Consider the following 15,343-nt stretch of genomic DNA (forward strand, 5'->3'; position numbering starts at 1 on the left):
CGTATTTTCGATATTATCTAGTAGCAGAAACATTACGTTCTTGTAATGTTGATAGATAAAGTAGGTGACTCATTTTATGCAACACAACAGGTATTTGAAGTGGTTTGCTGTTGCCGCTACAGTAGGGATGCTCCTTATATTACTAGGTGGGGCTCTCGTTACCAAAACAGATAGTGGCCTAGGCTGTGGTCGAAACTGGCCTGATTGTAATGGATCTCTTATTCCAAAGGAGATTACACCAGAAGTCCTTATTGAATTCTCACATCGTCTCGTAACAGGAGTTGTATCTATCTCAATTCTTGTGTTAACCGTTTGGACATGGCGTAAGCTCGGACATATTCGCGAAGTAAAACTATTAGGTTTCCTAGCAATGTTTTTCTTAATTGCGCAAGCTCTTATTGGAGCAGCTCAAGTATTATGGGGGCAAGGTGATTTCATCTTAGCACTTCATTTTGGGATATCTCTGATTTCCTTTGCCGCTGTTCTTCTTCTCTCTATGATTGTATTTGAAGTCGATCGGAAATTTGATGCCGATAACGTATTTATCGGTAAAAAGTTACGTTGGCATACAATTGCTGTCACAATTTATTCTTATTTAGTCGTTTATACTGGGGCGCTAGTTCGACATACAGATTCGAGCTTAATTTGTCCCGATTGGCCATTTTGCTATAATGAAACACCTTTGGCACCCCCGAATAATATGTATGAATGGGTGCAAATGGGACATCGATTAGCTGTTCTTATTATTTTCATTTGGATAGCATACATAACTTGGCACGCTGTAAAGGAATATAAACATCAACGTGTTATCTACTATGGATGGATAATTGCCTTTACTATAGTAGTTTTACAAGTTATTGCAGGTATGTTAGTAGTTCTTACTAAACTGAATTTAACGGTAGCTTTACTGCATTCATTATTTATTTCCCTTTTATTCGGTTTATTATGCTATATGATCATGCTAGTTGCTCGAAGTAATTATAATGAGAAAAAGAAATAGCCCAGAAATAGCCCATTAAAAAAGATTCGCCACCAAAGATGTGTCGAATCTTTTTTCTATGACTATTTTTGTTTCTTCATAGCTTCAGTCCCTATAATTCCAACAATTAAAATAATCATGGATACCAGTGCATAATCTTTAAAAAATGTTGTAAAAGGAATGTCGAAATATCGACAAATTAGCGTTACGAGACGGCCTCCTAATAAAATTAAACCAATGACTAACATCCAGTTAAATAGCGCTCTAAGCATTTTTTGGCCCCTCTACTTTCATTGCTGTCCATATAATATTTGTTACTTCGAGACTGTAATCCTCTGCCGCAATCGCAAGCGGTCCCCCTATAAGCATATATTCACCAATCGCTCCTTGAATTACTTTTGCCATTACATTGACAGAGCGAACACTAAAAGTCCCCTGTTTTTTACCATCTTCCAAAATATTACATAATGCCGTCAATAGTGGGTCTTCCTCTTCATCTGGCAGTTTATAGTAAGGGATGTCATGTGCAGTCCGAGCGTTGAAGACAATTTCTAATAATGCTGCATTTTCTTTTGGGTGTGTCGCTTGATAAGCAATGCTTGCCTCTATGAAGTTTGCTAATTGTGTGACAGGGTCACTGGCAGTATATGTTTTTGTCAAAATGAAAGTTGTGGATTGCTCAATTAGTGCTTGCAGACTTTGGTTGATTAAATCTTGTCGATCTACAAAGTGATAAGAAATTAATGCTGTGCTAATAGAAGCACGTTTAGCGATTTGTGCTAAACTTGCCTTTACATAGCCTATATCATCAAGTGTCGCTATCGTAGCTTCAATAATTTGCTGCTTTCTTGCTTCCTGAATAAAGGTATTTTTATTGTTATCCATAGAATTCTCCTGATTGATTGAATAAACATTTTCCTGATTAAGTAATCAAATTTTATATGATTTATCGCTTAAACACAATAAAAAAGGTTATGTAGATACTAATAAAAGCATCTAATAACCTTTTTTTCATGACTATTTATTCAATTTCAATTAATAGATCCCCTGTTGAAATGGCATCTCCTGCACTTGCATATACCTCTTTTACAATGCCGTCTTTAGGTGCTTGGACAGTTGTTTCCATTTTCATGGCTTCTGTAATTAACAGGTGATCACCACGTTTAACAGGACTACCTTTAGAAACAACAACTTTCAACACAGTACCTGGCATTGTAGCACCGATTTGGTTTGGATTGCTTGGATCGGCTTTTAATGCTAAATTGCCATCAACCTCAACAGTCATATCTTGAATCACCAATTCACGCGATTGACCATTAAGCTCAAAGTAAAGGACACGTGTTCCATTGTGTTGTGGTTCCCCGATTGAAACGAGTTTAATAATCAATGTTTTCCCTTTTTCAATTTCAACCTCAATAATTTCACCAAGCTTTAAGCCATATAAGAATGTCGGTGTGTCAAGAACTGAAATATTGCCAAAGGATTCTGCTGTTTTCGCATATTCCTCAAAGACTTTTGGATAAAGTGCATAAGCCAGTACATCTTTTTTCGTAACTGGGCGATTTAACTTTTCCTCTAGCACAGCCTCTAATTGATCAAATTGAATAGGCTCTAATAATTCTCCTGGACGAACTGTAATTGCTTCTCGATCTTTTAACACTACTTGTTGTAATGCCTCTGGGAACCCGCCATGTGGCTGCCCAAGATAACCTTGGAAGAATTCAATCACAGAATCTGGGAAGTCAATCGTTTTCCCTCTTGTTAAGACTGTATTTTCGTCTAGATCATTTTGCACCATAAATAAAGCCATATCACCTACCACCTTGGAGGATGGTGTAACTTTAACAATATCACCAAATAGTAGATTTACACGGGAATACATGCGTTTCACTTCTTCCCATCGATCACCAAGCCCTACAGCTTTTGCTTGTTGCTGTAAGTTACTATACTGACCACCAGGCATCTCATGTACGTAAATCTCAGAATGCGGGCTGATCATGCCACTTTCAAAATCTTTATAGTATTTACGAACATCTTCCCAGTAGTACGATAATTTTTCTAATGCATCGATATCCGCTCGTACCTCACGTTTGCCGCCCTTCATTGCATAGTACAAGGAGTTTGCACTTGGTTGAGATGTTAGGCCTGCCATAGATCCAAGCGCTGTATCAATAATATCAACACCTGCTTCTATCGCTTTAGCATATAAGTAAATTCCATTGCCACTAGTATCATGTGTATGCAAGTGGATTGGCAGACTTGTCGTCTCTTTTAACTCGGAAATTAAACGGTACGCCGCTTCCGGTTTCAATAAACCAGCCATATCTTTAATCGCTAAAATATGGGCACCAGCTGCTTCAAGCTCTTTCGCCATATCCTTATAGTATTGCACTGAATATTTCGCACGACTGTCATCGAGGATATCCCCCGTATAACAGATGGCTGCTTCAGCAATTTTTCCTGATTGACGCACAGCATCTATCGCTACTTCCATGCCTTTAATCCAATTTAAGCTATCGAAAATACGGAATACATCAATTCCTGATGAAGCCGATTCAGCGATAAATTCTCGGATTAGATTGTCAGGATAGTTTGTATAACCAACAGCATTAGCTCCACGCAGTAACATCTGGAATAACACATTCGGCACTTGCTCACGCAGTTTCGCTAGCCGCTCCCATGGATCTTCTTTTAAGAAGCGATATGCTACATCGAATGTTGCACCGCCCCACATTTCCAGCGAGAATAACTGATGCATCATGCGAGCTGTTGCATCTGCAATTTGATACATATCCTGTGAACGAACACGTGTTGCAAGCAGGGATTGGTGAGCATCGCGGAATGTAGTATCTGTTAGTAGTACGTCTTCCTGTGCTAAAATCCACTGCACTAAGCCATCTGCTCCCTGTGTATCTAAAATCTGCTTTGTACCTGCTGGTGGTACAATTAAAGGATCAATTTTAGGTTGGTTTGGCTGGACAAAGATAGGTTTTGACTTCTTCTCTACACCAGGGAAGCCATTTAAGGTCACATTCCCAATATAGCTTAACAGCTTTGTTCCACGGTCTTTACGCACAGGGAACTCGAAAAGCTCTGGTGTTGTATCAATAAAGCTAGTATCAAAGGCCCCTGATAAAAACTTTTCATGAGTCACCACATTATTTAAAAACGGAATATTCGTTTTAACGCCACGAATACGGAATTCTTTTAAATTACGATCCATTTTCGCAGCAGCTTCTTTAAAGTTCATACCCGAAGTAGAAATTTTCACCAACAAAGAGTCATAGTATGGTGTAACGACAGCACCCTGGAAGCCATTCCCAGCATCTAATCGCACGCCAAAACCACCACTTGAACGGTAAACCATTAACTTTCCTGTATCTGGCATAAAGTCATTTGCAGGGTCTTCTGTTGTCACACGTGCTTGAATGGCATAGCCAATCATTGGCATATCTTCTTGCTTTGGCATATGAATTTCTTCACTGTGAAGTCCATAGCCTGCCGCTACCTTAATTTGGGCATGGACGATATCAACACCTGTAATCATTTCTGTAATTGTATGTTCTACTTGAATGCGAGGGTTTACCTCGATGAAATAAAAATCGTCTCCTGCGACTAAAAATTCCACTGTCCCTGCATTTATGTACGAGACATTCTTCATTAATTTCACAGCAGCATCGCAAATACGATTTCTTAACTCTTGTGAAATCGAATGAGATGGCGCAATTTCTACCACTTTTTGATGTCGACGCTGAATTGAGCAATCACGCTCATATAAATGCACAATATTGCCATGCTTATCGCCAATAATTTGTACTTCAATGTGTTTTGGTTTTATGATTGCTTTTTCTACATATACTTCATCGGAACCAAAAGCAGCCTTTGCCTCAGATTTTGCTCTTTCATAGGAGGAAGCAAGATCCTCTGGCGTATGGACTAGACGCATCCCTCGACCACCACCGCCAAGTGCTGCCTTAATCATAACTGGATAGCCATAATTGCTAGCAAACGTCTCTACCTCTGCTAGATCGGCTACTGGGCCATCTGTACCAGGAATAACAGGAATCTCAGCCGCAATGGCTTGAGAACGTGCTTTGACCTTATCTCCAAACATATCTAAATGCTGAGAAGTTGGTCCGATAAAGACAATGCCCTCTTCCTCACAGCGACGTGCAAATTCCACGTTTTCTGATAAAAAACCATACCCTGGATGAATCGCATCAACATCTGCATCTTTTGCGATGGCAATAATACCTTCAATATCTAAATAAGCATCGATTGGTTTCTTGCCAGCTCCCACTAAATAAGCTTCATCTGCTTTAAAGCGATGAAAAGCACCACTATCTTCTCTTGAATAGATGGCAACAGTTTGGATATTCAGCTCCGTACAAGCACGGAAAATACGAATTGCAATTTCTCCTCGATTGGCTACGAGAATTTTGTTGATTGATTCCATAGGTATCCCCCTTTATGATTGTGTTTTTTTCCTCTCTACCTTTTCAAACATAGAAACATTGATCAATATTCCCATCGCTAAAGATAGAATGATTATAGATGTACCGCCATAGCTTATAAAAGGTAACGTTACACCGGTTAACGGGATTAACCCGGTTACACCCCCAAGATTAATAAACGATTGCCAGCCTATCCAGCTCGCAATACCAGCCGCAATCATGCGTGCCAATGGATCTTTTGTCCGCAATGCAATAGAAAAACCTTTATATACAATAAATCCCAAGCCACATAAGACAATCAAAACGCCCCATATCCCTAACTCTTCCATTATGATTGCCATAATAAAATCTGTTTGTGGTTCAGGCAAGTATCCTAATTTTTGAATGGATTGACCAAGACCACGCCCTTCTAAGCCGCCTCCGCCAATGGCATAATAACTATTCACCACTTGGTGACCACTACCATCCTCATACTCAAATGGATTTAAGTAAGACAATATCCGTCCTTTTCGATTTCCTGTAAGTAGCTCTCCCTTAAATATCCATAGAATACCAAGAATAGCTGTACCAAACGCACCTAATACACCGAAAAATTTCCAAAATGTTCTAAATGGGATACCACTTGAAGCTACAACTGAAACGGCAATACCACATAGAATAATCACTGCTCCTAAGTCTGTTTCAAAGGCTACCCCAGCAACCACTAAAATCCATAGAAAAATTGGGTAAAAAATTTCAGTCGGTTGTAGCTTTTCAAACGTATATTTTTGCGCTTTTCGATAAAAAGCAGCTGCAAAATATAAAATTATAAATAGTTTCGCATACTCTGAAGGTTGAAAATTCCCTAAACCTGGGATAGCAATCCAACTTTGAGAACCTACTTCTTCTGCCCCATTCCCTGCTACTTTTACCCATGTAAATAACACAACCAATACAACAGTTAGCAATAACATAATATTCTTATTCGCATAATGTTTATATGGGAAAAATGCTGTAATGATAAAGCCAAGAAATGCCACCATTAAATTGGTCACTTGCTTTTGATAAAAATAATCAGGTGCTTGACCTTTTTGAACAATAGCAACCATCATACTTGAACTGTAAATCATTATTAACCCAAATAAACTTAATAATAGGACCGTAAAAAATAAGGGATAATCAAAATTTTGTGCATAGCGTTTTAAGTATTGTCTCATTGGAAAACCTCGTTCTAGTAAAAAAACTCAAAGCGCAAAGAAGCGTTTGAGTTTTTCTTTTTATTTGTCTGTATACGCGTCGTGTAGTACAGAAAGTTCCTTCTCGAGTGAATCGAGAATTTCTTTGCCTTTTTCACGTTCAATCAATCCAAGCTTCACAGCAAAGTCAATTTCACGTGATAGACCGAACATTTGTGTATCTAATACTTCCTCATATAAAGGGCATTGTGGCATTGTTAAATGATCCATTTGTACTCGAATAAGGCGAGCAATCTTATCTGCATCAGCAACTAATAGCTCCAAAGCCTTCTCTTGAAAAGAAGTTTGTGATTTCGTATCCATGAGGACGCCCCCATTATCTGATATTTCTTCGATTCTATCTTAATAAAGTTTATCTTTTAGTCGATAAAAATGCAAGTGTCTTCATTGGAAAATAGAGAATTCGAATTATATTTCTTTATTATCTCTAGGCATTAGCGTTATACTATGTCATGGATATACAAGATTTGAGGAGGATTTCTATTATGGAAACAATAATTCCTATCACAGGTGCAGTCACATACCAACTAACATTAGATCCTACTGTGTGGATTTTCGATGATCGTAAATTAGATTTAAACACTTACTTCACTACTCAAAATGTTGAGGAAGATGCTGACGTCAAATATATGCGTGAAGTAGGAGCACACTGGTCACGTGAAATTATGGAAGGAGCAACATTCCCACCTACATTAAAATCAGAAAGGAAATTTGACCGTAAAGGAATGGAGACAGGTACATTTGGTATCGAATTAAGTCACTTCTTGAAGAATGCTGAAATTAAACCAGAAGCGACAAAAATCGTCTTAACTTGCAAAGATGGCGAAGAATATCCTTTTACAATTGAAGAAGCTTATACACTTATTTTAAAATATAGCCAAGACGGTAAGCCTCTTTTAGAAGACGGTCCCATCCATGTATTACTAAGAGACGGTTCAAATATTGACAATCCTATTAAAAACGTATCAGCCATTCGCGCTGAATAGGAGGGAATGCAATGCGCGTTAAATGCGTTATTTGCGATACGATTCATAATTTAGACGATAATTTACCTTTAGCAAAAAAATTGCGAAATCGACCAATTCATACTTATATGTGCGATATTTGTCATGATCGCATTTCGGAAAATACTGTAGCACGAATGGAAACAGGCAATTTCCGTTTTTATCGTACTTCACCCCAGATGGATAAAGAATTTTAACTAAAGAACAGATTAAAAAGAGGTGCCTCTATTTTGAGACACCTCTTTTTTATACTATCCATTATTTTTAATAATCGTTTTTTCAACTAATTCTACAACTTGATACATAATGGTAGCAAAAAAGGCAATGATCAGAAGTGACATAAGGACAAGGTTAAAATTAAATACTTGGAAGCCATAGATAATTAAATAACCAAGTCCTTTTGAAGCTACTAAAAATTCCCCTACAATAACCCCTACCCATGATAAGCCAACATTCACTTTCAAGGTCGAAATGATTGTAGGAAATGAGGCTGGCAAAATGACCTCACGAAAGATTTGCCATCTTGTCGCTCCAAAGGTTTGTAAAACCTTACTATAATTCGGATCGACACCTTTAAATGCCGTATATACAACAATCGTTGTTATAATGATGGATATTAATGCACCCATAGCTATGATAGAAAAATAACCTGGGCCGAGTGCAACAATCAAAATCGGACCAAGTGCAACTTTTGGCATCGCGTTTAAAATTACTAGATAGGGATCGAGTACTTTTGATAGTAACGGGGACCACCACAAGACAACAGCTATCAATGTTCCTAATAAAGTCCCCGCTAAAAAGCCAATAACTGTCTCCATTAATGTAACACTCACATGCAATGTTAAAGAACCGTCAATGACTTTCTCAATAAATGTATGCCATACATGAGTTGGCGAGCTAAAAATTAACCGATCAATCCATTCTAATCTTGAAAGCAGCTCCCATCCACCAAAGAATAGCAGTAAAATAATAAGCTGATATATTCGAACATAGCGTTTTTCTTTTTTTAACAATTGCTGATATTGCTTAAATAATGTATTATCCAAGGCTCTCCAGCTCCTTCCAAATAGTTTGGAAAATATCTGCATAGGCTGGATGCTGTCTTACATCAAAAGGTGATAGTTCATTAAGGGCTTTAGGTATTTCAAACACTTTGTGAACTGCCCCTGGGTTTGCAGAAAATAAAACTACCCGCTCACTCATTGCGATTGCTTCACCAATATCATGTGTCACAAGAATAGCAGTCTTTTTATAAGTTTTTAATGTTTCCACCACTAAATCCTCAAGCTTTAATTTCGACTGATAATCTAACGCTGAAAATGGTTCATCTAATAATAAAATTTTAGGATTTACAGCTAAGGTACGAGCAAGGGCCACACGTTGCCGCATACCTCCTGATAATTCTCGAGGGTAATTGTTCCCCACATGCGGTAATCCTACTTCCTGTAATAACGCATTGGCCGTTACTTTATGTGTTTTATGACTTTTTTCCATTATTTTCAAGCCGATTGTGACGTTTTCTTCAATGGTCTTCCAAGGAAATAAATAGTCCTGCTGAAGCATATAGCCAATGCTTGATTGATTACTTGCTGATAGCTTTTCACCATCTATATAAACATTGCCTTCAGTGGCAGGAAATAATCCTGCAATAATTGATAATAATGTGGTTTTACCGCAGCCACTCGGCCCAATAAACGAAACAAACTCTCCTTCACGAATGGCTAAACTGATATCACGTAATACTTCCTTTGCCTGTGTACTTGAAAAATAACTATGGTGAATATTCTCCAGCTGTAAAAATTCCATATTACTCAGCAGCCTTTTTGGCAAAAGTAGTGTTCACAAGTTTTTCATACTCCACTCGTTGAGGAAGTTCACCTGCTTCCTCCATAATTGTTTGCAAGTTATCCCACTCTCCTTCATCAAGGATTGGGTCAGTAGCATAAGAGCCTTGTGCTTTATATCGCTCAATTACCGTTTCAATTATCTCTATATCCACATTTTCAAAATACGGTTGAATAATTTTTGCTACTTCAGCAGCACTCTCATTTTGCACAAAATCCTGTGCTCGTTTCAATGCATTTGTAAAGGCTTGAACAGTTGAAGCTTCATCCTTTAAATAACTACTTTTGGCCATAAAGGACGTGTAAGGAAGATTACCAGACTCCGTTCCAAACGAAGCTACAATATAACCTTTTCCTTCTTTCTCAAAGACACTCGCAGTAGGTTCAAATAATTGAACATAGTCACCAGTACCTGATGCAAAAGCAGTAGCAATGTTGGCAAAATCAATATTTTGAATGAGCGTTAAATCATTTACAGGGTCGATGCCATGTTTTTTCAGCACGAATTCACCTGCCATTTGTGGCATTCCACCTTTACGTTGCCCCAAAAACGTTGAGCCCTTCAATTGATCCCACGAAAAATTATCTATCTTATCTCTTGCCACTAAAAAGGTACCATCCGTTTGTGTTAACTGTGCAAAATTTTGAATGGGATCATTTGCACCTTGTAAAGTGACATAAATAGACGTCTCCGACCCAACTAAAGCTATATCAATTCCATCTGACAGTAACGCCGTCATCGTTTTATCGCCACCTGCAATCGTTTGTAGCTCAACAGAAAGACCCTCCTCCTCGAAGAAACCTTTCTCAAGTGCTACATATTGAGGCGCATAGAAAATCGAACGAGTTACTTCTCCTACTTTGACTTTTTCTAGCTCTGCTTTATTACATGCCGTCAAAGAAAGGAGTAACAAAGCAATGACACCTAATAATAAACCTTTTGTAAGCCAACGCATTCCCTTTCCTCCTTGATGTGTTGAAAATAAGCCTATCGACATTAACTTATTCACATAAGAAGATTTCGGTGCCTATCATTTTTTAATTTGTGTAGAGTGCGGGTGTTTCTTCAGCTTGACTACAAGGGAAACATACAAAAAAAACAGCCTTAGCATTAAAACCGCTAAGACTGTTTATAACAGATAAAAAGTTCTTATTATAAAGTACGTAATTGTTATTGATTGGTAGCTTGTTGCTCTTCTCTTTTTTCACGCCATAGTCTTGTTTTATAGACAATTAGAATTAAGGCCGCTACAATCAGACCTTCAATCATTGGTAAGAATAGGGCGAAGAATGTAAGCATGATACAACCTAAAAATAGGAACGCATAAATAATAATATTTTGAGATAACTTTAATTTCTTGGCAAAGCCTAGTTTATAGACAATGGCAGAAAGTACAAATACAAGAAGAAATACAACATAACCTGCTATTTCATAGCTTGGTAAATTTTCATATAAAAATCTAGTGATACCAGCCATTCTCCCATAAACTCGTGTTGTTTCATCTGTACCTGTCTGTGCAGCAACTTGAATAACATTTAGTTCACCCAGTAAAGCGGACTTCAGATCCAAGACTCCTCTTCCTTTCGTGGAAGCAAAAAATTATTGTTCAGCGTTTTTTAGTTTTTTCGCTATTCTTTCACGTTCATTTTTATCTAGAATTTGTTTACGAAGGCGAATAGATTCTGGAGTGATTTCTAAATACTCATCATCATTTAAGAACTCTAATGCTTCTTCTAGTGTTAATAGACGCGGCTTTTTAATAACGTTTGTTGCATCTTTTGTCGCAGAACGAACATTCGTTTTTTGCTTCATTTTTGTTATGTTTACAGTGATATCATTATCACGTGTATTTTCACCAACAATCATACCTTCATAAATTTCAGTACCTGGCTCAACAAATAGTGTACCACGGTCCTCTACTTGCATCATACCATAAGTTGTCGATTTACCAGTTTCCATGGATACAAGAACACCTTGGTGACGTCCACCAATACGGCCTGGAATATATGGTTGGTAACAATCGAATGTATGGTTAATGATACCAAAACCTTTCGTCATAGACATGAATTCTGTTGTATATCCAATTAAACCACGGGCAGGAACAAGGAATGTTAAACGTACTTGGCCATTGCCATTGTTCACCATATCCAACATTTCACCTTTACGCGTACCAATCGATTCAATAACCGAACCTACATTTTCTTCTGGAACATCAATTTGTACACGTTCAAATGGTTCACATTTTACACCATCAATTTCACGAATGATAACTTGAGGTTTTGATACTTGTAGTTCAAAGCCTTCACGGCGCATATTTTCAATAAGAATTGATAAATGAAGCTCACCACGTCCAGAAACCGTCCATGCATCTGGTGAATCTGTATCTTCTACACGTAGAGATACGTCCGTTTGAAGTTGTGAACGTAAACGCTCTTCTACTTTACGAGCAGTTACCCATTTCCCTTCACGACCTGCAAACGGTGAATTATTCACTAAGAAAGTCATTTGTAATGTTGGCTCGTCTATACGTAATGGTGTTAAAGCTTCTTGATGTTCCACCGGACATACTGTTTCCCCAACGTTGATGTCTTCCATACCTGAAACAGCAATTAAGTCACCAGCTTTTGCTGATTGGATTTCTTCACGTTTTAAACCAAAGAAACCAAATAGTTTTGTTACACGGAATTGTTTCACAGTCCCATCTAACTTCATTAAAGCAACTTGTTGCCCTACTTCAATTGTTCCGCGGAATACGCGTCCAATCCCAATACGACCAACATAATCATTGTAGTCAAGTAATGCCACTTGGAATTGTAATGGATCTGCTGAGTTGTCTACTGGTGCAGGAATTGCTTCAATTACCTTTTCAAATAGACATTGCATATTTTCTTCTTGTTTTGCTGGATCAGCATCAAGAGAAGCTGTACCGTTTACACCTGATGCATACACAACAGGGAAATCTAATTGATCATCATCAGCGCCTAGCTCGATGAATAATTCTAATACTTCATCTACTACTTCTAAAGGACGAGCTGAATCTTTATCAACTTTGTTTACAACTACAATCGGTGTTAACTTTTGTTCCAACGCTTTTTTCAGTACAAAGCGTGTTTGCGGCATACAACCCTCATACGCATCGACAACTAGTAAAACGCCATCTACCATTTTTAAAATACGTTCTACCTCACCACCGAAGTCGGCGTGTCCAGGCGTATCAAGGATGTTAATACGAGTTCCGTTATAGTTTACTGCAGTATTTTTTGCTAAAATTGTAATACCACGTTCGCGTTCAATATCATTAGAGTCCATTGCACGTTCTTCAACATGTTCGTTTGAACGGAATGTACCTGATTGTTTTAATAATTGGTCGACTAAAGTAGTTTTACCATGGTCAACGTGGGCGATAATTGCGATATTGCGAAGATCTTGACGTAAGTTTGTCATTATTCCACTCCATATTCTTTTTTCGAATGTTTAACTGTGATATTATAGCACAAGAAGGATAGAAATGTCCTTATTAGAATTTCCATCATTCTAAAAAATATATTTGATCGACAAATTTTTTATATAGGAGGCTAGGCTATGAATCGTGCAAAAATCGTAATGGCCATCTATGCATTGGCAGCTGTATTAGCAATGTGTTCTATCGGCTACTCTGTTGCAGCTAGTAATGTATTTGGTGTAATAGCTGGTATTGTGGCTACTTGTGTCATTTTCATGACAGCCTTTAAAATGAAGCGTAAACTACGTGCGCAAGGATTACTTTAAAGAACATAAAAAGGAGCTGTCTAATAAATAGACGGCTCCTTTTTATTCATATGGCACTATATATTTTTCTAATAATTCTTTATGAATAGCGGGATTAGCAATAATAAATGTATCCTGATGAAGGAAATCAAAGCCTTCACCATGTAGATTTGTAGCAACTGCTCCAACTTCCTGAGCAATGATGGTCCCTCCTGCAATATCCCATGGTGCTAAACGCATAGAGACATAGGCATCTAATTTGCCACTTACAACAAATGCAATTTCCATTGCTGCGGAGCCATAGGACCGTGTACCGCGAACTTTACGAACCATATCTATCACCTTTTCATGGTGAATATGTCGATTAGGTGCGACCCAATGTGCATTTATGCCAATGACAGACTCCTCCATTGTAACAGACTGTAGTTTACGCAATGGTGAATCATTATACCATGCCCCTTGCCCCTTGATGGCACTAAATAAATCCTCCCGCATGACATCAAATATGTAACCTAACTTTCCTACGCCATTGACAAAAATACCGATTGAAATCATAAAATGGCGATGCTGTTTAACAAAATTCATCGTTCCATCAATTGGATCAATAATCCAAACTACACCATCTAGTGATTTAACCTGTTCGCCCATTCCTTCTTCCCCTAGAATTTTGTGGGTTGGATCAAAGGCTTTAATTTGCTCAATAAAGAATAACTCCGTCTCTCGATCAATATTGGTAACGAGGTCATTTGCACCTGATTTTGTCTCAATTACTAGATTATACGAAAAAGCCTCTCGAATACGTCGCCCAGCTTCAAAAATAATATCTTTTGCAAATTTATCAATTTGTTGTAAATCCACTCATAACCCACCCTTCGAATATAAGAAAAGGCCTTCTATATTAATCGCTCTCGTATGTTTATGATACCTTTTCCCACTACTTCACAACTTTTGCTATATAAAACCTAGTACTACCTTATGATATAATTTCTATTTTACCCTTTGTCACAATAAAAATCACCTGCTGTCGGAATATTCAGCAAGTGATTTTTTAAATGGGTATTAGATTTTGATTACGCATAGGCGTGCAAACTTTCAAGTTCCATCTGAATTTCTGCCAGACGTTTTTTACTTTTTTCAATTTCCATGTCATTTTTTTCATTCATTGCTGCAAAAAGTGAAGCTAATTCATAATCTAATTCTAATTGTAAAATGTGCTCATATTGCTTTTCAATGTCAACTTTACGTATAATTTTTACGAATGGTTTCATAAAAAACACTTCCTTTTTTTAATTTTTTTACAAAAACTTTACTCATTTGATAAAGTTCTTGTTATAAGATTTTTTCCCAAATTCAGCGTAAAATAAACCTTATAAAACGAAAGGAGTAAAATAAAATTGCCAAAAATAAAGTGGACAAACAAAGACTTTAAGGTTTTTACAATAGACGGTTTAGAACAAAGAATGGATGCTTTAAATTTACATGTACGTCCAAAATTCAATCAGCTAGGTGAAGATTTTTCTGCATTTTTCTCTAGCCAATTAGGTGAAGAATTCTTCCCGCATGTGGCTAAACATGCTCGAAGAACTGTTAACCCTCCAAAAGATAGTTGGGTTGCCTTCGCCCCTTATAAAAGAGGTTATAAATCATTGCCTCACTTTCAGATTGGTCTATGGCACACACATTTATTCATCGTCTTAGCTATTATTTATGAAGCGCCTCAAAAAAATGTTATGGCTGAGCGTTTACTAGCTCATAAATCTTTAATTGAGCAGCTTCCAGATGATTTTATCGTGTCAGGAGATCATATGTCCCCTGAGGCCGTTTCTCTCGAAGTGGCAAAAGAAGCCAAGCTTGAAGAAATGCTTATTCGCCTACGAGATGTCAAAAAGGGTGAGTTTTTAATTGGCCGTCATATTCCAAAAGAACAAGCAACCAAACTAACAGCAAGCGAATTACATCAATTAACAGAAGACACATTTAACAGCTTACTTCCTCTTTACAACATTATTGTTGGAAAATAAGCTAACCTTATAAAGTTTTTTATTGATGTAGTTTATGCAATATGTCGTTTTTTAACAC

17 protein-coding genes are annotated in these 15,343 nt (G+C 37.5%); 5 read left to right on the forward strand and 12 right to left on the reverse strand.

Annotation, left to right across the window (positions count from 1 at the left end):
- Positions 1 to 76 precede the first annotated feature (76 nt).
- On the forward strand, positions 77 to 1,000 hold the full coding sequence (locus AC1RFD_RS12875) for a COX15/CtaA family protein (RefSeq protein WP_048394700.1): 924 nt from the start codon (positions 77 to 79) through the stop codon (positions 998 to 1,000).
- Positions 1,001 to 1,062: 62 nt separating this feature from the next.
- On the opposite strand, the gene AC1RFD_RS12880 is transcribed toward AC1RFD_RS12875, so the two are convergent.
- From AC1RFD_RS12880 to AC1RFD_RS12900, 5 genes are all read right to left on the reverse strand, one after another.
- Positions 1,063 to 1,251 (reverse strand): hypothetical protein, encoded by a 189-nt coding sequence (locus AC1RFD_RS12880; protein ID WP_004224783.1) that lies wholly within the window; start codon positions 1,249 to 1,251, stop codon positions 1,063 to 1,065.
- Positions 1,244 to 1,864: a TetR/AcrR family transcriptional regulator gene (locus AC1RFD_RS12885; protein ID WP_115673800.1), complete on the reverse strand. Its 621-nt coding sequence runs from the start codon at positions 1,862 to 1,864 to the stop codon at positions 1,244 to 1,246. Before AC1RFD_RS12885 ends, AC1RFD_RS12880 begins: the two co-directional genes overlap by 8 nt.
- 136 nt (positions 1,865 to 2,000) lie before the next feature.
- Positions 2,001 to 5,435: a pyruvate carboxylase gene (pyc, locus tag AC1RFD_RS12890; RefSeq protein ID WP_048394705.1), complete on the reverse strand. Its 3,435-nt coding sequence runs from the start codon at positions 5,433 to 5,435 to the stop codon at positions 2,001 to 2,003.
- Positions 5,436 to 5,447: 12 nt separating this feature from the next.
- Positions 5,448 to 6,629 carry an FtsW/RodA/SpoVE family cell cycle protein gene (locus AC1RFD_RS12895; protein ID WP_048394707.1) on the reverse strand — a complete coding sequence of 394 codons (1,182 nt, stop codon included), beginning with the start codon at positions 6,627 to 6,629 and terminating at the stop codon, positions 5,448 to 5,450.
- A 60-nt stretch (positions 6,630 to 6,689) separates the two neighbouring features.
- Positions 6,690 to 6,971, reverse strand: a complete 282-nt coding sequence (locus tag AC1RFD_RS12900) for an Fpa/YlaN family protein (RefSeq protein ID WP_004224778.1) — start codon at positions 6,969 to 6,971, stop codon at positions 6,690 to 6,692.
- 182 nt (positions 6,972 to 7,153) lie between these two features.
- Between AC1RFD_RS12900 and AC1RFD_RS12905 the strand changes: the two genes are divergently transcribed.
- Positions 7,154 to 7,654, forward strand: coding sequence for a molybdopterin-binding protein (locus tag AC1RFD_RS12905; protein ID WP_048394710.1), 501 nt, complete (start codon positions 7,154 to 7,156; stop codon positions 7,652 to 7,654).
- 11 nt (positions 7,655 to 7,665) lie between these two features.
- On the forward strand, positions 7,666 to 7,869 hold the full coding sequence (locus AC1RFD_RS12910) for a YlaI family protein (RefSeq protein ID WP_048394712.1): 204 nt from the start codon (positions 7,666 to 7,668) through the stop codon (positions 7,867 to 7,869).
- A gap of 54 nt (positions 7,870 to 7,923) precedes the next feature.
- On the opposite strand, the gene AC1RFD_RS12915 is transcribed toward AC1RFD_RS12910, so the two are convergent.
- The 5 genes from AC1RFD_RS12915 to typA form a co-directional block, all read right to left on the reverse strand.
- The gene (locus AC1RFD_RS12915; protein ID WP_081010995.1) at positions 7,924 to 8,718 is read right to left on the reverse strand and encodes an ABC transporter permease; all 795 of its coding nucleotides are present in this window, start codon (positions 8,716 to 8,718) and stop codon (positions 7,924 to 7,926) included.
- Positions 8,711 to 9,478 carry an ABC transporter ATP-binding protein gene (locus AC1RFD_RS12920; RefSeq protein WP_054549846.1) on the reverse strand — a complete coding sequence of 256 codons (768 nt, stop codon included), beginning with the start codon at positions 9,476 to 9,478 and terminating at the stop codon, positions 8,711 to 8,713. Before AC1RFD_RS12920 ends, AC1RFD_RS12915 begins: the two co-directional genes overlap by 8 nt.
- A gap of 1 nt (position 9,479) precedes the next feature.
- Positions 9,480 to 10,472 carry an ABC transporter substrate-binding protein gene (locus AC1RFD_RS12925; protein ID WP_004224773.1) on the reverse strand — a complete coding sequence of 331 codons (993 nt, stop codon included), beginning with the start codon at positions 10,470 to 10,472 and terminating at the stop codon, positions 9,480 to 9,482.
- A gap of 215 nt (positions 10,473 to 10,687) precedes the next feature.
- Positions 10,688 to 11,086 (reverse strand): YlaH-like family protein, encoded by a 399-nt coding sequence (locus AC1RFD_RS12930; protein ID WP_004224772.1) that lies wholly within the window; start codon positions 11,084 to 11,086, stop codon positions 10,688 to 10,690.
- A gap of 30 nt (positions 11,087 to 11,116) precedes the next feature.
- Positions 11,117 to 12,961, reverse strand: coding sequence for a translational GTPase TypA (gene typA / locus AC1RFD_RS12935; protein WP_054549845.1), 1,845 nt, complete (start codon positions 12,959 to 12,961; stop codon positions 11,117 to 11,119).
- Between the two features lie 138 nt (positions 12,962 to 13,099).
- Here typA and AC1RFD_RS12940 point away from each other — a divergent pair, with 138 nt between their 5' ends.
- On the forward strand, positions 13,100 to 13,285 hold the full coding sequence (locus AC1RFD_RS12940; protein ID WP_004224770.1) for a DUF5325 family protein: 186 nt from the start codon (positions 13,100 to 13,102) through the stop codon (positions 13,283 to 13,285).
- A gap of 42 nt (positions 13,286 to 13,327) precedes the next feature.
- Here the strand turns inward: AC1RFD_RS12940 and AC1RFD_RS12945 are convergent, their stop codons facing one another.
- On the reverse strand, positions 13,328 to 14,122 hold the full coding sequence (locus AC1RFD_RS12945) for an inositol monophosphatase family protein (RefSeq protein WP_054549844.1): 795 nt from the start codon (positions 14,120 to 14,122) through the stop codon (positions 13,328 to 13,330).
- 212 nt (positions 14,123 to 14,334) lie between these two features.
- Positions 14,335 to 14,532, reverse strand: a complete 198-nt coding sequence (locus tag AC1RFD_RS12950) for a YkzI domain-containing protein (protein WP_004224768.1) — start codon at positions 14,530 to 14,532, stop codon at positions 14,335 to 14,337.
- Between the two features lie 126 nt (positions 14,533 to 14,658).
- On the opposite strand from AC1RFD_RS12950, the gene AC1RFD_RS12955 reads away from it, so the two are divergent.
- Positions 14,659 to 15,285 carry a YktB family protein gene (locus AC1RFD_RS12955; RefSeq protein WP_054549843.1) on the forward strand — a complete coding sequence of 209 codons (627 nt, stop codon included), beginning with the start codon at positions 14,659 to 14,661 and terminating at the stop codon, positions 15,283 to 15,285.
- Positions 15,286 to 15,343: the final 58 nt, after the last annotated feature.

Source organism: Lysinibacillus sp. GW823-FHT02G10, from assembly GCF_058797135.1.

What these genes read in the sequence shown, in the direction of transcription:
- AC1RFD_RS12900 (WP_004224778.1), bottom strand. Translation starts at nt 6,971, where the DNA reads ATGGATACGAAATCACAAACTTCTTTTCAAGAGAAGGCTTTGGAGCTA.
- AC1RFD_RS12885 (WP_115673800.1), bottom strand. Translation starts at nt 1,864, where the DNA reads ATGGATAACAATAAAAATACCTTTATTCAGGAAGCAAGAAAGCAGCAA.
- AC1RFD_RS12895 (WP_048394707.1), bottom strand. Translation starts at nt 6,629, where the DNA reads ATGAGACAATACTTAAAACGCTATGCACAAAATTTTGATTATCCCTTA.
- AC1RFD_RS12905 (WP_048394710.1), top strand. Translation starts at nt 7,154, where the DNA reads ATGGAAACAATAATTCCTATCACAGGTGCAGTCACATACCAACTAACA.
- AC1RFD_RS12875 (WP_048394700.1), top strand. Translation starts at nt 77, where the DNA reads ATGCAACACAACAGGTATTTGAAGTGGTTTGCTGTTGCCGCTACAGTA.
- typA (WP_054549845.1), bottom strand. Translation starts at nt 12,961, where the DNA reads ATGACAAACTTACGTCAAGATCTTCGCAATATCGCAATTATCGCCCAC.
- AC1RFD_RS12950 (WP_004224768.1), bottom strand. Translation starts at nt 14,532, where the DNA reads ATGAAACCATTCGTAAAAATTATACGTAAAGTTGACATTGAAAAGCAA.
- AC1RFD_RS12940 (WP_004224770.1), top strand. Translation starts at nt 13,100, where the DNA reads ATGAATCGTGCAAAAATCGTAATGGCCATCTATGCATTGGCAGCTGTA.
- AC1RFD_RS12880 (WP_004224783.1), bottom strand. Translation starts at nt 1,251, where the DNA reads ATGCTTAGAGCGCTATTTAACTGGATGTTAGTCATTGGTTTAATTTTA.
- pyc (WP_048394705.1), bottom strand. Translation starts at nt 5,435, where the DNA reads ATGGAATCAATCAACAAAATTCTCGTAGCCAATCGAGGAGAAATTGCA.
- AC1RFD_RS12910 (WP_048394712.1), top strand. Translation starts at nt 7,666, where the DNA reads ATGCGCGTTAAATGCGTTATTTGCGATACGATTCATAATTTAGACGAT.
- AC1RFD_RS12925 (WP_004224773.1), bottom strand. Translation starts at nt 10,472, where the DNA reads ATGCGTTGGCTTACAAAAGGTTTATTATTAGGTGTCATTGCTTTGTTA.
- AC1RFD_RS12920 (WP_054549846.1), bottom strand. Translation starts at nt 9,478, where the DNA reads ATGGAATTTTTACAGCTGGAGAATATTCACCATAGTTATTTTTCAAGT.